General features: G+C 69.1%; 17 protein-coding genes. 6 read left to right on the top strand and 11 right to left on the bottom strand.

Annotated features, from left to right (window positions below; genetic code table 11):
* Positions 1–32: 32 nt before the first annotated feature.
* The 3 genes from BLW09_RS17745 to BLW09_RS17735 form a co-directional block, all read right to left on the bottom strand.
* Positions 33–584, bottom strand: a complete 552-nt coding sequence (locus tag BLW09_RS17745) for a dihydrofolate reductase family protein (RefSeq protein WP_089915899.1) — start codon at positions 582–584, stop codon at positions 33–35.
* Between the two features lie 43 nt (positions 585–627).
* Positions 628–885 carry a hypothetical protein gene (locus BLW09_RS17740; RefSeq protein ID WP_089915896.1) on the bottom strand — a complete coding sequence of 86 codons (258 nt, stop codon included), beginning with the start codon at positions 883–885 and terminating at the stop codon, positions 628–630.
* Positions 886–1,017: 132 nt separating this feature from the next.
* Complete coding sequence (locus BLW09_RS17735; protein ID WP_089915893.1) at positions 1,018–1,416, bottom strand: MerR family transcriptional regulator; 399 nt, start codon at positions 1,414–1,416, stop codon at positions 1,018–1,020.
* Positions 1,417–1,508: 92 nt separating this feature from the next.
* Here BLW09_RS17735 and BLW09_RS17730 point away from each other — a divergent pair, with 92 nt between their 5' ends.
* The gene (locus BLW09_RS17730; protein ID WP_089915890.1) at positions 1,509–1,736 is read left to right on the top strand and encodes a hypothetical protein; all 228 of its coding nucleotides are present in this window, start codon (positions 1,509–1,511) and stop codon (positions 1,734–1,736) included.
* A gap of 7 nt (positions 1,737–1,743) precedes the next feature.
* On the opposite strand, the gene BLW09_RS17725 is transcribed toward BLW09_RS17730, so the two are convergent.
* The 3 genes from BLW09_RS17725 to BLW09_RS17715 form a co-directional block, all read right to left on the bottom strand.
* Complete coding sequence (locus tag BLW09_RS17725; protein WP_089915887.1) at positions 1,744–2,181, bottom strand: MarR family winged helix-turn-helix transcriptional regulator; 438 nt, start codon at positions 2,179–2,181, stop codon at positions 1,744–1,746.
* A gap of 28 nt (positions 2,182–2,209) precedes the next feature.
* Positions 2,210–2,452, bottom strand: coding sequence for a DUF6458 family protein (locus BLW09_RS17720; protein WP_089915884.1), 243 nt, complete (start codon positions 2,450–2,452; stop codon positions 2,210–2,212).
* Positions 2,453–2,538: 86 nt separating this feature from the next.
* Positions 2,539–3,354, bottom strand: coding sequence for a shikimate 5-dehydrogenase (locus BLW09_RS17715; protein ID WP_089917082.1), 816 nt, complete (start codon positions 3,352–3,354; stop codon positions 2,539–2,541).
* A gap of 112 nt (positions 3,355–3,466) precedes the next feature.
* Here BLW09_RS17715 and BLW09_RS17710 point away from each other — a divergent pair, with 112 nt between their 5' ends.
* The 4 genes from BLW09_RS17710 (at position 3,467) to BLW09_RS17695 (ending at position 8,821) form a co-directional block, all read left to right on the top strand.
* The gene (locus BLW09_RS17710) at positions 3,467–4,657 is read left to right on the top strand and encodes an ROK family transcriptional regulator (RefSeq protein ID WP_089915881.1); all 1,191 of its coding nucleotides are present in this window, start codon (positions 3,467–3,469) and stop codon (positions 4,655–4,657) included.
* 117 nt (positions 4,658–4,774) lie between these two features.
* On the top strand, positions 4,775–6,322 hold the full coding sequence (gene mmsA / locus BLW09_RS17705; protein ID WP_089915878.1) for a multiple monosaccharide ABC transporter ATP-binding protein: 1,548 nt from the start codon (positions 4,775–4,777) through the stop codon (positions 6,320–6,322).
* A 2-nt stretch (positions 6,323–6,324) separates the two neighbouring features.
* The gene (mmsB, locus tag BLW09_RS17700; RefSeq protein WP_089915875.1) at positions 6,325–7,668 is read left to right on the top strand and encodes a multiple monosaccharide ABC transporter permease; all 1,344 of its coding nucleotides are present in this window, start codon (positions 6,325–6,327) and stop codon (positions 7,666–7,668) included.
* A gap of 55 nt (positions 7,669–7,723) precedes the next feature.
* Positions 7,724–8,821, top strand: coding sequence for a substrate-binding domain-containing protein (locus tag BLW09_RS17695; protein ID WP_089915872.1), 1,098 nt, complete (start codon positions 7,724–7,726; stop codon positions 8,819–8,821).
* A gap of 115 nt (positions 8,822–8,936) precedes the next feature.
* Here BLW09_RS17695 and BLW09_RS17690 read toward each other — a convergent pair whose 3' ends face one another.
* The 4 genes from BLW09_RS17690 to BLW09_RS17675 form a co-directional block, all read right to left on the bottom strand.
* A complete protein-coding gene (locus BLW09_RS17690; RefSeq protein WP_157696995.1) occupies positions 8,937–9,374 on the bottom strand; it encodes a hypothetical protein in 438 nt (145 codons plus the stop codon).
* 219 nt (positions 9,375–9,593) lie between these two features.
* Positions 9,594–9,899, bottom strand: a complete 306-nt coding sequence (locus tag BLW09_RS17685; RefSeq protein WP_089915866.1) for an AzlD domain-containing protein — start codon at positions 9,897–9,899, stop codon at positions 9,594–9,596.
* Positions 9,896–10,636 (bottom strand): AzlC family ABC transporter permease, encoded by a 741-nt coding sequence (locus tag BLW09_RS17680; RefSeq protein ID WP_089915863.1) that lies wholly within the window; start codon positions 10,634–10,636, stop codon positions 9,896–9,898. The genes BLW09_RS17685 and BLW09_RS17680 overlap by 4 nt, the downstream gene beginning before the upstream one ends.
* A gap of 31 nt (positions 10,637–10,667) precedes the next feature.
* Positions 10,668–11,213, bottom strand: a complete 546-nt coding sequence (locus tag BLW09_RS17675; protein ID WP_089915860.1) for a TetR/AcrR family transcriptional regulator — start codon at positions 11,211–11,213, stop codon at positions 10,668–10,670.
* Between the two features lie 89 nt (positions 11,214–11,302).
* On the opposite strand from BLW09_RS17675, the gene BLW09_RS17670 reads away from it, so the two are divergent.
* Positions 11,303–12,550 (top strand): MFS transporter, encoded by a 1,248-nt coding sequence (locus BLW09_RS17670; protein ID WP_089915857.1) that lies wholly within the window; start codon positions 11,303–11,305, stop codon positions 12,548–12,550.
* Here the strand turns inward: BLW09_RS17670 and BLW09_RS17665 are convergent.
* Positions 12,534–13,553 (bottom strand): NADPH:quinone reductase, encoded by a 1,020-nt coding sequence (locus BLW09_RS17665; RefSeq protein ID WP_089915854.1) that lies wholly within the window; start codon positions 13,551–13,553, stop codon positions 12,534–12,536. The genes BLW09_RS17670 and BLW09_RS17665 overlap by 17 nt on opposite strands.
* Positions 13,554–13,600: the final 47 nt, after the last annotated feature.

Here is a 13,600-nt window from a genome sequence, read left to right as displayed (position 1 = left end):
GGGGGAGTAGAAGACGAGGTTTCCTCAGGCTGCTAGTCGACCGCGTAGTGCAGGGCGACCGTTCCCGAGGCGAAGGTGCGCTCGTTCAGAAGCCGCAGCCTCAGGAAGTGCCCGTGGGGGAGGGCCGGTGTGCCGCCGCCCACCGCGACCGGGACCAGGATGAGCCGGACCTCGTCCACCAGCCCGGCGGCGAACGCGGCCGCGGCGATGGTCGGCCCTCCGATGGAGACGTCATGGTCGGCTTCCGCGACGAGCCGGCGCACCGCGTCCGGATCGAATCGCGGCTCCACCCGGGTCTTCGGCGTCGTCGGCTCCCGCAAGGTCGACGAGAACACGACCTTGTCCGAGTTCTGCCACACCGCGGCGTAGTCGGCGATCACCGGTTCGTCGCTGTCGCCCAGGTCCTGCCAGACCCGCATGGTCTCGTACATCCTGCGGCCGTAGAGGTTGGTGCCGATGTCGCGTTCGAGGTCGTTGACGTACGCGTGGACCTCCGCGTCGGGGTTCGCCCAGTCGAACGATCCGGAGCTGTCGACGGTGTAGCCGTCGATCGAGGCGATGGCCGAGAAGATGAGTCGTCCCATGCCGGGACTCTAGGGGGAGCGGACCGCAGGGGCCAGGGCCGGGTCAGCCGATCTGCGGGAGCAGAGCCCGCAGTGCGCGCAGCTCGTCGTCGAAGATCCACGGCACCATCACGTTGAGCACCAGGCCGACGCCGATCATCAGCAGGGTCGCGCCCGCCGCGATGAGGACGAGCGTCACGAGCAGCTGCAGGTACGGGTTCCCGGTGACGGCGGCGAGCAGCCCCCGCGCTCGCCGCCGCACCGGCACCGATGCCGTACCGAGTGTCGGTGCGGTCCGCAGTCCGTGTCCCAGTGTCGTCATCGGTCTCCCCCTTCACGTCGACGCTCGAGACGTGAGCTCGAGCCGACGTATCCGAGTCAACCGGGTGGGCGCTCGCGGGGCATCGACCGCAGGTAGGGAGCAGGTCATCCCTGGGGATGATCCCCGGCCGGGTCAGGCTGGGTCGATGGTGCACCCGCAGCCGTCGGCCGGCTCCGGGATGCGGTGCTCGGCGCCGGCGAGGCGGCGGGCGAGCAGCTCTCTCCGTCGCTCCAGGGCGGCGATCGCCGCATCCAGCTCGGCCAGTCCGTCGCGGTAGGCGTCGCGCGAGGCGGGGCATTCGTCGCTGTGGGCGTGGCCGGAGCCGAGGCAGTCGATGAAGGGGCGCGCTTTGCCCGGCGGGATGCCGGTGGCCGCCAGCTCGCGGATCTCCAGCACCGCGCGCAGGTGATCGTCGCCGTATTCGCGGTAGCCGTTGCCGAGCCGGTCCGGCGCGACCAGCCCGAGCCGCTCGTAGTACCGCACGGCCTTGACCGTCACACCTGCCCGCTCGGCAAGTTCGCTGATGCGCATGTCGTCCTCCGCTGTCAGCGTAGACCTTGCCCTCCGGGTCAGGGTCCAGGTGGCGTACACTATTCGTTAGTGCACTAATGAATCGAGGGATCATGGCCGGACGCTTCGCCCGCTGGTACTCGCGGTGGAACGAGAAGCTCATCCGTATCGCCGGTCCGGCGCAGCTCGGTGCGGGCCATCCGGAGGCTCCCGACCGGCGTTCCACGTCGGCCCCCTGCCCCATGTGCGGCCGGCCGATGACCGAGCACGAGGTGCTGCGGCCCGGGGGACAGCGCGACGCCACCCGGCTGGTGTGCCCCGCGCCCGTTCAGGCGGCCTGAGCCGGGATCACGCGGTGCGGACGGCCGCGCCGATGATCGTCTGCAGGCTCTCGCGCAGGTTCTCGAGCTCCGACACCGGCAGCCCCAGCCGTTCGACGATGCGCGGCGGGATCTTCTCCGCCTCGGCGCGGAGAGCACGTCCGGCCTCCGTCAGCCGCACCTCGAGCGCGCGCTCGTCGGCCGCGCTACGCCTCCGTTCGACGTATCCGGTCGCCTCGAGCCGCTTCAGCAGCGGGGAGAGGGTCGCCGGCTCGAGCGCGAGGGTGTCGCTCAGATCCTTCACGGATCGGGGCTCGCGCTCCCACAGCGCCAGCATCACGAGGTACTGCGGATGCGTCAGCGACAGAGGTTCGAGCACCGGCCGGTAGAGCGCGATGACGCTTCGCGCCGCCACGGCGAGGCCGAAGCACACCTGGTTCTCGAGCGCGAGGAGGTCGTCCGACATCCGGCCATTGTATGGCCGGGTCCCGGTCTCAATACTCATCGGTGCGCCGCTCGATCCGCTGACCGGTGGCGGGGTCGATGCCGTCCTGCCGGACCGAGGTCCGCGGTCTGCGCCGCAGCGCGAAAGCCAGGGAGATGATGAAGACGACCAGGCCGGCACCCATGAGGATGTACCCGGTGATCTTCAGGTCGATCCAGCTCACCTGCACCTGCAGGGCGAAGGCCAGGATGAGCCCGACGACGAAGATGAAGATGCCGCTTCCGATGCCCATGCGCACGCTCCTTCACGTCCGGGGCTCAAGCTACTCCCCGTCGTGGCGGAGCGCATCTCATCGCTCGGCCTCCGCGCACCGCCCGTCTATTCGGCGCGGGAGAACTCCGACGCCCGAGCGACCTGCTCCGGCGTGAGCAGCACGCCGGTGTAGCGCTCGAACTGCCGTGCTGCCTGCAGGGCGATCACCTCGGCGCCGGTGATGACGGCGGTCTCCGTCGCCCGCGCGGCGCGGACCAGCGGTGTCTCGGACGGGAACGCGACGACGTCGAACACGGTCGTCGCGCGCTCGATGAAGGCCTCGTCGAAGGCCATCACGTCCTCCGCGTCGCCGCGCATCCCGAGCGGCGTGACGTTGACGATGACGTCGAAGCCCGGCTCCGGGTCCTCCGCCACCCACTCGTATCCGTACCGCTCGGCGAGGGCGGGGCCGGCCTCGGCGTTGCGCGCCAGGACGGTCAGCTCGTCGAAACCCGCGCCGCGGAACGCCGCGACGACGGCCTTCGCCATGCCGCCCGACCCGCGGACGAGCACGCGCTGCGCGGTGTCGACCTCGTGCTCGGCCAGCAGCTGCGCGACGGCCTCGTAGTCGGTGTTGGAGGCGGTGAGCAGGCCGTCCTCGTTCACGACCGTGTTCACGGACTCGATCGCCACGGCCGACGGCTCGAGGTTGTCGACGAGCGGGATGATCGCCTCCTTGAACGGCATGGAGACCGAGCATCCGCGGATCCCGAGGGCACGGATGCCGCGCACGGCCCCCTCCAGGTCGTCCGTCGTGAACGCCTTGTAGACGAAGTTCAGGCCGAGCTCGTCGTACAGATAGTTGTGGAAGCGGGTCCCGATGTTGCTCGGGCGGCCGGCGAGGGAGATGCAGACCTGCATGTCCTTGTTCAGGATGGGCATGTCCTCCATCATCGCAGCCCGTGTCAGTGTTCTCAGGGTCGTCACCCGATATGGGGCCAACTCTTGCGTTCACAGCTTGACTACAAGACCCCGATCGTTCACGCTTGTCGCTATGACCGCCACTCCGGGGCTGATCCCTCGTGGCGCACGCAATCCCGGGTCGCAGGGCGCACTGAGGCACTTGAACCAGGAACGACTCGTCGAGTTCCTCCTGGCCAACGGACCGTCCACCCAGGCTGAGCTGGCGCGCGGGACCGGCCTGTCCACCGCCACCGTGTCCAACATCGTCCGCGACATGGCGGCGAAAGGCGTGGTCGCGACCTCCCCGGTGACCTCGAGCGGGCGCCGGGCGCTGCTGGTCCAGCTCACCGACACCGGCGACATCGCGGTCGGCGTCGACTTCGGGCGCCGTCATGTGCGGATCGTCCTCACCACACTCGGTTACGACGTCATCGCCGAGGAGCAGGTGGCCCTCGAGCCGGGGTACGACGTGCTCGGCGCCGTGCGCGAGGCGGCACACCTCCTCGATCGGATGCTCGCCGAGGGCGGGCACGACCGCGAGTCCGTCCTCGCCGTCGGCGTCGGGATCCCCGGGCCCATCGACCGCCGCACCGGCACGGTGCTGCAGGGTGCCATCCTGCCCGAATGGGTCGGCATCACCCGGCGGGAGCTGGAGGACGTGTTCGGCTTCCCGGTCGTCGTCGACAACGACGCGAACCTCGGCGCGCTGGCGGAGGTCACCTGGGGCGCCAACCGCGGGGAGCGCAACCTGATCTTCGTCAAGATCGGCACGGGGATCGGTGCCGGCCTCATCCTCAACGGCCAGCCCTACTACGGGTTCCTCGGCATCACGGGCGAGCTCGGCCACACCCCCGTCGCGGAGCACGGCGTCATCTGCCGGTGCGGCAACCGCGGCTGCCTCGAGACGATCGCGTCGACCAGCGTGATGCTCGAGTCGCTGGGCCGTGGCGACGGGGCGCGCACCGCATCCGACATCCTGCGCCGCGGGCTCGCGAAGGACCCGGCGGTGCTGCGCGTGGTCAGCGATGCGGGCACGGCGATCGGCCAGGCGATCGGCAACGTGGCCAACGTCATCAATCCCGAGCTGGTGCTGATCGGCGGACCGCTCGTCGGCCTCGGCGACGCCCTGCTCGACCCGATCCGGCACGGGATCCGGCAGAACGCCATCCCGATCATCGCCGGAACGACGACTGTCCGGATCTCGTCGCTCGGCGACCGCGCCGAGTCGCTCGGGGCCGCCGCGATCGTCATCAAGGGCGCCCTCGCGGGGCAGGACGGCTGACTCCCTCCGGAGCTCATCCCGCCGTTATCGCATCGTTGTCTTCACTATTTGACGACAAGTGAGAAGATAGCGTTTACTACTTAGGCACATCCATTCCCGAGCCCGCAAGGAGCGACGATGCCGTCGAACGCAGTCATCCTCGAGATGCGCGCGATCACCAAGGAGTTCCCGGGGGTCAAAGCGCTGGAGGATGTCTCCCTCACCGTCCACGCCGACGAGATCCACGCGATCTGCGGCGAGAACGGCGCGGGGAAGTCCACCCTGATGAAGGTCCTCTCCGGCGTGTACCCCTACGGGACGTACAGCGGAGACATCGTCTACCAGGGCGAGGTGATGCGGTTCAAGGACATCAAGTCCAGCGAGCAGCAGGGGATCGTGATCATCCACCAGGAGCTCGCGCTCATCCCCGAGCTGTCGATCACCGAGAACATCTTCCTCGGCAACGAGCCCGGCCGCGGCGGTGTCATCAACTGGGGCGAGGCCAAGCGCCGAGCCGTCGAGCTGCTCGCCCGCGTCGGCCTCTCCGACGACCCGGACACCCAGATCAAGAACATCGGCGTCGGCAAGCAGCAGCTGGTCGAGATCGCGAAGGCGCTCAACAAGAACGTCAAGCTCCTCATCCTCGACGAGCCGACCGCGGCGCTCAACGAGGCCGAGTCGCAGCACCTCCTCGACCTGATCCTCGGCCTGAAGGGCCGCGGGATCAGCTCCATCATCATCAGCCACAAGCTCAACGAGATCGAGCAGGTGGCCGACGAGATCACCATCATCCGCGACGGTCACTCGATCGAGACGCTCGACGTCAAGGCGGACGGCGTCGACGAGGACCGCATCATCCGCGGGATGGTCGGCCGCACGCTCGAGAGCCGCTACCCCGAGCGGACCCCCAACATCGGCGAGACCTTCTTCGAGGTGCGCGACTGGGTCGTGCAGCACCCGCAGATCCCTGAGCGCCTGGTCGTCAAGAACTCCAGCTTCTACGTGCGCCGCGGCGAGATCGTCGGATTCGCCGGCCTGATGGGCGCCGGCCGCACGGAACTCGCGATGAGCGTCTTCGGCCACTCCTACGGCACCTGGATCTCGGGCGAGATCTACAAGGACGGCCACCAGATCCAGGTGCGCAACGTCTCCGAGGCCATCGACAACGGCCTGGCGTACGTGAGCGAGGACCGCAAGGTGCTCGGCCTCAACCTCCTCGACGACATCAAGCAGTCGGTCGTGGCGGCCAAGCTCAAGAAGATCGCCAAGCGCGGGGTCGTCGACGACCTGCAGGAGTACGCGGTCGCCGACGAGTACCGCAAGCTCCTGCGCATCAGGACCCCCGACGTCGACCGCGGTGTCTCCACGCTCTCCGGCGGCAACCAGCAGAAGGTCGTGCTGGCGAAGTGGATGTTCACCGACCCGGACATCCTGATCCTCGACGAGCCGACGCGAGGAATCGACGTCGGCGCCAAGTTCGAGATCTACGGGATCATCCAGCAGCTGGCCGCACAGGGGAAGGGCGTCATCGTCATCTCCTCCGAGCTGCCAGAACTGCTCGGCATCTCCGACCGCATCTACACGATCTTCGAGGGTCAGATCACCGCCGACTTCCCGATTGCGGAAGCGACCCCGGAGACACTCCTGAAAAGCATGACTTCCGCCAAGAAGAGGGTGACCCGATAACCATGACCACGCAGATCGCAGAGAAGAAGAAGTCCGGAGGCATCCGCGACCTCGGGAAGATGTTCGGCGGCGGCCAGTCGACCGGACGCCAGTTCGGCATCCTGGGCGCGCTCGTCGTCATCATCGTGTTCTTCCAGATCGCCACCGGGGGCAAGACCCTCGATCCGGTGAACCTGATCAACCTCGTGAACCAGAACGTCTACGTTCTGATCCTGGCGATCGGCATGGTCATGGTGATCATCGCCGGCCACATCGATCTCTCGGTCGGATCCGTGGCGGCGCTGGTCGGCATCGTCGTCGCCGAGGCCATGACCAACTGGAACGTGCCGTGGCCGCTCGCCATCGTGCTCGGCCTCCTGGTCGGTGTCGTGATCGGCGCCTGGCAGGGCTGGTGGGTCGCCTACGTGGGGGTCCCGGCCTTCATCGTGACCCTGGCCGGCATGCTCATCTTCCGAGGCCTCAACCAGCTGATCGGCAACGCCAACACCATCCCCGTTCCGGACGGCTTCACCTACATCGGCGGCGGCTTCCTCCCCGAGTGGGGCCCGAACACCGGGTACAACAACTCCACGCTGCTGCTCGGCCTCATCATCGCGGTCGTCATCGCGCTGATGGAGGTCCGGATGCGTCGCAAGCAGACCAAGATGGGCTCTGAGAAGGCGCCGCTCTGGGTCAGCGTCTTCAAGGTCGTCATCCTCGACGCCGTCGTGATCTACGCGGCGATCCTGTTCGGCAGCGGCCGTGTCGGCACCTCGTTCCCCGTCGCCGGCGTCATCCTCGGCGTTCTGATCATTCTGTACTCGTTCATCACGCGGAGCACGATCTTCGGTCGTCACATCTACGCGGTCGGCGGCAACTCGCACGCTGCGGAGCTGTCGGGCGTCAAGATCCGCCGGATCAACTTCTTCGTCATGATGAACATGTCGGTCCTCGCCGCGCTCGCCGGCATGATCGCCGTCGCCCGCTCGGTATCGTCCGGTCCGCAGGACGGCCTCGGCTGGGAGCTCGACGCCATCGCGGCCGTCTTCATCGGTGGTGCAGCGGTCTCCGGCGGTATCGGTACCGTCGCCGGCTCGATCATCGGTGGTCTGGTCATCGCGGTCCTGAACAACGGCCTCCAGCTGCTCGGCGTCACCTCCGACAAGGTCCAGATCATCAAGGGTCTGGTGCTGCTGATCGCAGTCGGCATCGACGTCTACTCGAAGCGCCGCGGCGGCCCCTCCCTGATCGGCAGGATGTTCAACCGCGACAAGACGCAGCGCGCCGACGCTGCGGCCGAGGACCAGCCGGCGGTCGTCCCGACCGGCGAGCCGGCCGAGGACTCCTCGCGGTCGCTCACCTCCTGATCCTTCGTTCTTCCCTTCCCAACCTGCAATACACAACACAGAGAAAGAGATAGCAATGCGCAAAATCGCACTCGCGACAGTGGCCGTCGCAGCTGCCACCGCGCTCGCCCTGACCGGCTGCTCCGGCAGCGGACGCGGCGGCTCGGGCGACGGATCGTCCGCCTCCGGCTTCGCAAAGGACGCCACCATCGGCGTCGCCCTCCCGACCAAGACGTCGGAGAACTGGGTTCTCGCCGGTGGCCTGTTCGAGGACGGCCTGAAGGAGGCCGGCTTCAAGGGCGACGTCCAGTACGCCGGTGGCTCCGGTGTCTCCGACCAGCAGTCGCAGATCCAGTCGATGATCACCAACGGCGCCAAGGTCATCATCGTCGGCGCCGTCGACGGCGGCCAGCTCGCCGCGCAGGCCAAGGCCGCGCACGACGCCGGCGCGACCGTCATCGCGTACGACCGCCTCATCCTCAACACGAACGATGTCGACTACTACGTCGCGTACGACAACGAGAAGGTCGGCGAGCTGCAGGGTCAGGCCCTGCTCGACGGCATGGCGAAGAAGTACCCGGGCAAGAAGAACTTCAACATCGAGCTCTTCTCCGGTTCGCCCGACGACGCCAACTCCGCGGTCTTCTTCAACGGCGCCATGAAGGTGCTCGAGCCGAAGATCAAGGACGGCACCCTCAAGGTCGTCTCCGGCCAGACCGAGATCAAGCAGACGTCCACCCAGGGATGGCTGCCGGCGAACGCGCAGACCCGCATGGACACCCTGCTCGCCGCGAACTACGGTTCGACCGAGCTCGACGGCGTCCTCTCGCCGAACGACACCCTGGCCCGCGCCATCATCACCTCGGTGAAGGGTGCTGGCAAGCCGGTCCCGATCGTCACCGGTCAGGACTCGGAGGCCGAGTCGGTCAAGTCCATCATGGCGGGCGAGCAGTACTCGACCATCAACAAGGACACCCGCAACCTGGTCAAGCAGGCCATCACCATGGTGAAGGACCTGCAGCAGGGCAAGAAGCCCGAGATCAACGACGACAAGTCGTACGACAACGGCAAGAAGGTCGTCCCGGCGTTCCTGCTCAAGCCGGTCATCGTCACCAAGGAGAACGCGGCGGAGGCGTACGCCAACGACCCGACCCTGGAGCCGCTGACCAAGTAACGGTTCTCACACCCCGGGTGTGAATACGAAAGGGGCCGGAGCGCGATGCGCTCCGGCCCCTTTCCCGATCCGTCCCCCGACGGGATCGGTCCCCCTGGCCGAGCCTGATGTCAGGCTAGGGCGCGCCTGCTGCCACCGACATCGGTGGCAGCACGGATATATGCATTGCGTGCCCGCTCGCGGTCGGGCGGCTGGGCGCCTGACGCCGCAGCGCCGCCCGGTAGAACCGGACGAGCTCGGCGGCCGAGGGGCGCTGCGCGGCCATCGTCGCGGCGTCCGTGCGGCGCGCGGCCATATGGTGCCGCCACGATTCGGCGGCGCAACGGTGGTCCCAGGCCGCAGCCGCCGCGGCCTCGAGCGTTCGGCACCAGCCGATCAGCTCCCGTCCGGATGAGGCCGGCGCCCAGGTGACCACCCGGAACCACACGTCCGGTCGATTGGGGTCGCCGAACGCGAAGCGGCGGATCACGCCGTACGGGCTGCCGAGCGCGCCCTGGCGCAGCAGCCACTCGGTGGGCTGCGCATTCGCCACCGGGTGCCAGGATGCGCTCACGGCGTCACGGTATGCGAGGCCGCCGACACCGCGGATCCGGCGGCGACGCGCTTTGTACACCCGCGTCGTCGACAGGGCCGATGATCGACGTCATGTCCATCGGCGGCGCCCGCCCGGCCGCCCTAGCATCCCTCCATGACCCCCGGTGCCGCAGTCGATCAGGAACGCGCCGACGACGACGTCGTCATCCTCGGCTACGACTGAGCCCCGCGAGGTCGGTCAGGTGAACAGCCGGATGAGGGCCGCGACCACCGCGGCCGCCGGCACGACGACGATGAAGGGCACCCGCAGCGCGTAGAGCCCTGCGGCGATCGCGACGGCGGGCAGGCGGGCGTCGAGTTGGAGCGACTGTCCGGCGCCGAGGGTCTGGACACAGATCAGGGCGGCGAGGAGCGCGGCCGTCAGGAGGTCGCTGACACGCGCCACGGTCGGGTGGTCGAGAGCCCTCGGCGGCACCAGCCAGCCGACGGCTTTGAGCCCGAGCACGCAGATCGAGGCGAGCAGGATGACGTGCCAGGTGGTCACGGCTCCACCTCCCGTTCCATGGGCACCGCCTCGGGATGCGGAGGGTCGTCCCTGCGGCCGAACAGGTTGAAGATGCCGACGACGATGGCGACGACCGCGGCCGCCAGCACGGGGAGGCCGGGGGTGAGGAACGGCGTCAGCAGCGTGGCGACGAAGCCGCCAGCGACGGCGACGGCCTGGGTCTGGCGCGCCTTCAGCCGGGGCCAGAGCAGGCCGAGGAAGGCGGCGGCGGCAGCGGCATCCAGCCCGTAGGCCTTCACGTCGCCGATCAGGTCGCCGAGGAGGGCGCCGGCCAGCGTCATCAGGTTCCAGCCGATGTAGACGACGAGTCCGGTGACCCAGAACCCGATCCGCTGCGCGCGCGGCTCGCTCTGCGCGGTCGCGACGGCGGTCGACTCGTCGATCGTCAGCTGGGTCGCCGCCGCGCGCTTCCAGAAGCCGGGCCCGATGATGCGGGAGAGACGCAGCGCGTAGAACGAGTTGCGCACGCCGAGCAGGGCGGCGCTGACGATCGCCGTCCCGCCGGCCGCGGCGCCGCCGGACGCGAGGACGCCGATGAGGGCGAACTGCGATCCGCCGCTGAACATGACCAGGCTGAGGACGCAGGTCTGCCAGACGTCGAGTCCGGAGGCCGTGGCCAGGGCACCGAAGGAGATGCCGTAGACGGCGGTCGCCACTCCGACCGCCCAGCCGGAGCGGGCCGCGGCGCGTTCCTCGCTGGTCCGTTCCTGGGGCATCGCCTCCCGACACTACCGGGTGGCGGAGGGGTCAGCGGAACAGGCGCTCGACCAGGTGTTCGGCGGTGGTGTCCTCGAGCGTCCAAGGCACGAAGATCACGCGGTAGATGATCGGCGCGACGACGACGTCGAGGATGTCGTCGTCGGTGACGGGGGAGTCCGGGTAGCGCTGGAGGATCAGCCCCGCCTCGGTTCGACGGTTGCGCAGGCAGTTCGACTGCCGTTCGCCGGCCGCCGAGGCGCCGCCGCGGAGAAGCGCGGCATTGACCGGGTTGCGATAGTGCTCGACGAGCTCGGAGGCCCACGCGGTGAGGTCGCGCTGCAGGTCGCCATTCTCGGGGAGCGGTCGCGCGGGATCGAGCTGGTAGGTGGCGATGTCGTTGATGAGGGTCGGGAGGTCGCCCCAGCGACGGTAGATGCTGGTCGGGTTGACGCCGGCGCGCTCGGCGATCATCGGAACGGTGACGCGGTCCTGGCCCTTCTCTTCGACGAGCTCTTCGACCGCGGTGCGCACGTTGTGGATGACCGCGGCGCTGCGTCCGCCCGTCCGCTTCGACGGAGTGGTCTTCGTGTCCATGGGAATAGCTTAAAGCAAATTCCGTTGCTTTATCGCACATCCCTTTGTATAGTCGCTAAAGCAATCCTATTTGCTTTAAGGAGATCGACATGACGACAGCCGAAGAGACCATCGCCACCGGTGGGATGTGCGCGGTCCGGCCCGCTCGCAGTGCTCGATCCCGCAGGCTCCGCCCCGCGGCGGCGTTCGCCGGGACCGCGCTCGCCTTCGTCGCCGTCGCCCTGGCTGTCGGCGCCCCGAGCCCGCTGTTCGTGCTGTACGAGCAGCAGTGGGGCTTCCAGCCGTGGCTGCTCACCGTAGCGTTCGCCATCTACGCCGTGACGCTCCTGATCACGCTGCTCATCGCCGGGTCGCTCTCCGACCACATCGGCCGGCGGCCCGTGCTGATCGGGGCGCTCGCGCTGCAGATCGTGGCGATGCTGATCTTCCTGTTCGCACCCGACATCGGCTGGATCATCGGCGCCCGCTCGGTGCAGGGTGTCGCAACGGGCGCCGCCGTGAGCACCTTCACCGCGGCTCTGGTGGAGCTCGCGCCCGAGCGGCAGAAGAAGCTCGGCGCGACCATCGGCAGCACGGCTCCCGTCGGCGGCATCGCCATCGGCGCCTTCCTGACCGGGCTCGCCGTGCAGTTCGTCCCGCAGCCCACGATCGTCGTGTTCGTTGCGCTCGCCGTGCTCTTCGCGGCCGGGATCGTCGTCATCGTCGCGTCGCCGGAGACGGTCGAGCGCCGCCCCGGCGCCGTTCGCTCGCTCATACCGCGCCTGCTCGTCCCCCGGGAGGCCCGCGGCGAGTTCGTGGCGGCCATCCCGCTCTTCCTGGCCACCTGGATGCTCGCCGGCCTCTTCATCGGCCTGTCCCCGTCCATCCTGCACGGCGTCTTCCACCTCGACAGCGGCCTGCTCAACGGCGCGATCGTCGCCGTGCCGCCGGCCGTCGGGGCGCTCGCCGGGCTGCTGCTGACCCGCGCCGCCGCGCGCCTGACCGTCGTGTGGGCGATGGCCGCGATCGTCGTCGGTGTCGCGGTCGCGGCGGTCGGCATCGCCGCGGCGATCCTCCCGCTCCTGTTCGCGGGCGCTGTCGTGGCGGGCGGAGGCTTCGGAGCCGGCTTCTCGGCGATGCTCCGCATCCTCGCGCCGCTCGCCCCGAACGACCAGCGGGCCGAGCTGTTCGCCGGCGTCTTCCTGGTCAGCTACCTGGCCTACGGCCTCCCCGCCCTGGTCGCCGGCGAGCTGATCACGACGATCGGCCTGCTGCCGACGGCCCTCGGCTACTCCGCGGCCATCGCGGCGGCGGCGGTCGTGGCGCTCGTGGTGCAGGCGGTCAGGACACGTCGATGAGCACCTTGCCCACGATGCCGTCCTCGACGGCGTCGTGGGCCGCTGCCGTCTGATCGAGCGGGAACCGCGTGATCGGGAGGCCGTGCTCCTCGCCCACGCGCAGGGCGCCGTCGGCGGCAGCGGCGGCGACCGCGCCTACGGCGGCCTCCTTGTTCTCCGGGTCGACCGTGTACGTGAGCACGAACTGCCAGCGGAGGTTCTTCGACATGCTGGGCCGGACCGGGATCGTCACCTCGCCGGCGCCTGGTGCGTCGGCGTAGCTGGCGATCGTGGCGTTGCGGCCGGCGACCTTGACGTCGAGCGCCGCGTTGGCGATCACGTTCACCTCCACCACGATGTCGACGCCGCGAGGCGCGAGGGCGCCGATCGCCTCCGCGGTGTCCGGGTCGGTGTAGTTGACGACGTGGTGGGCTCCGGCCGCCCGGGCCAGCTCGGCCTTCTCGTGGCTGCTGACCGTGGCGATGACCGTGGCCCCCGCCCAGACGGCGAGCTGGATGGCAGCGTGGCCGACGGCCCCTGCCCCGCCCGCGACGAGCACGGTGCGTCCCTCCAGCGAGCCGGGGGAGAGCTGTGCGGGCGCGTGCTCGTACGCGGTCAGCGCGCGGTGGGCGGTGAGCGCCGGGATGCCGAACGAGGCGCCCTCGTCGAAGCTCACGTCGTCGGGTAGGGCGACGACCAGGTTCTCGGGAAGGACGACCAGCTCCTGCGCGGTGCCGTCGGGGCGCTGGTAGGCGGCATCCCACACCCACACGCGATCGCCCGCGCGGAACGCGGTGACGCCGTCGCCGACCTCGTCGACCACGCCGGCGCCGTCCTGGTTCGGAACCTGCGGCCGGGGGAGCTCCGCCGGACCGCCGCCGCGCCGGGCCTTCCAGTCCGTGGGGTTGACACCGGACACGTGGATGCGCACACGCACCTCGCCGCGCCCGGGGTGCGGCTCCGGGCGCTCGCCGATGGTCAGGACGTCGGAGTCGCCTGTCGCGGAGTAGCTCACTGCCTTCATGTGACAAGCCAACCACAGCGTCCGGCAGCGCGGGAGTTCGTGCGCTG

Source organism: Leifsonia sp. 21MFCrub1.1, from assembly GCF_900107895.1.
Taxonomy (GTDB): Bacteria; Actinomycetota; Actinomycetes; order Actinomycetales; family Microbacteriaceae; genus Leifsonia; species Leifsonia soli.
Note: the sequence above shows the minus strand (reverse complement) of the source record. Positions and strands in the feature narration are given on the sequence as shown.

Excerpts from the sequence above, each read along its gene's own strand:
- BLW09_RS17715 (WP_089917082.1), bottom strand. The coding sequence starts at position 3,354 with ATGCCCATCCTGAACAAGGACATGCAGGTCTGCATCTCCCTCGCCGGC.
- BLW09_RS17665 (WP_089915854.1), bottom strand. The coding sequence starts at position 13,553 with ATGAAGGCAGTGAGCTACTCCGCGACAGGCGACTCCGACGTCCTGACC.
- BLW09_RS17730 (WP_089915890.1), top strand. The coding sequence starts at position 1,509 with ATGGCCGGACGCTTCGCCCGCTGGTACTCGCGGTGGAACGAGAAGCTC.
- BLW09_RS17670 (WP_089915857.1), top strand. The coding sequence starts at position 11,303 with ATGACGACAGCCGAAGAGACCATCGCCACCGGTGGGATGTGCGCGGTC.
- BLW09_RS17695 (WP_089915872.1), top strand. The coding sequence starts at position 7,724 with ATGCGCAAAATCGCACTCGCGACAGTGGCCGTCGCAGCTGCCACCGCG.
- BLW09_RS17675 (WP_089915860.1), bottom strand. The coding sequence starts at position 11,213 with ATGGACACGAAGACCACTCCGTCGAAGCGGACGGGCGGACGCAGCGCC.
- BLW09_RS17720 (WP_089915884.1), bottom strand. The coding sequence starts at position 2,452 with ATGGGCATCGGAAGCGGCATCTTCATCTTCGTCGTCGGGCTCATCCTG.
- BLW09_RS17710 (WP_089915881.1), top strand. The coding sequence starts at position 3,467 with ATGACCGCCACTCCGGGGCTGATCCCTCGTGGCGCACGCAATCCCGGG.
- BLW09_RS17745 (WP_089915899.1), bottom strand. The coding sequence starts at position 584 with ATGGGACGACTCATCTTCTCGGCCATCGCCTCGATCGACGGCTACACC.
- BLW09_RS17680 (WP_089915863.1), bottom strand. The coding sequence starts at position 10,636 with ATGCCCCAGGAACGGACCAGCGAGGAACGCGCCGCGGCCCGCTCCGGC.
- mmsB (WP_089915875.1), top strand. The coding sequence starts at position 6,325 with ATGACCACGCAGATCGCAGAGAAGAAGAAGTCCGGAGGCATCCGCGAC.
- mmsA (WP_089915878.1), top strand. The coding sequence starts at position 4,775 with ATGCCGTCGAACGCAGTCATCCTCGAGATGCGCGCGATCACCAAGGAG.
- BLW09_RS17735 (WP_089915893.1), bottom strand. The coding sequence starts at position 1,416 with ATGCGCATCAGCGAACTTGCCGAGCGGGCAGGTGTGACGGTCAAGGCC.
- BLW09_RS17725 (WP_089915887.1), bottom strand. The coding sequence starts at position 2,181 with ATGTCGGACGACCTCCTCGCGCTCGAGAACCAGGTGTGCTTCGGCCTC.
- BLW09_RS17740 (WP_089915896.1), bottom strand. The coding sequence starts at position 885 with ATGACGACACTGGGACACGGACTGCGGACCGCACCGACACTCGGTACG.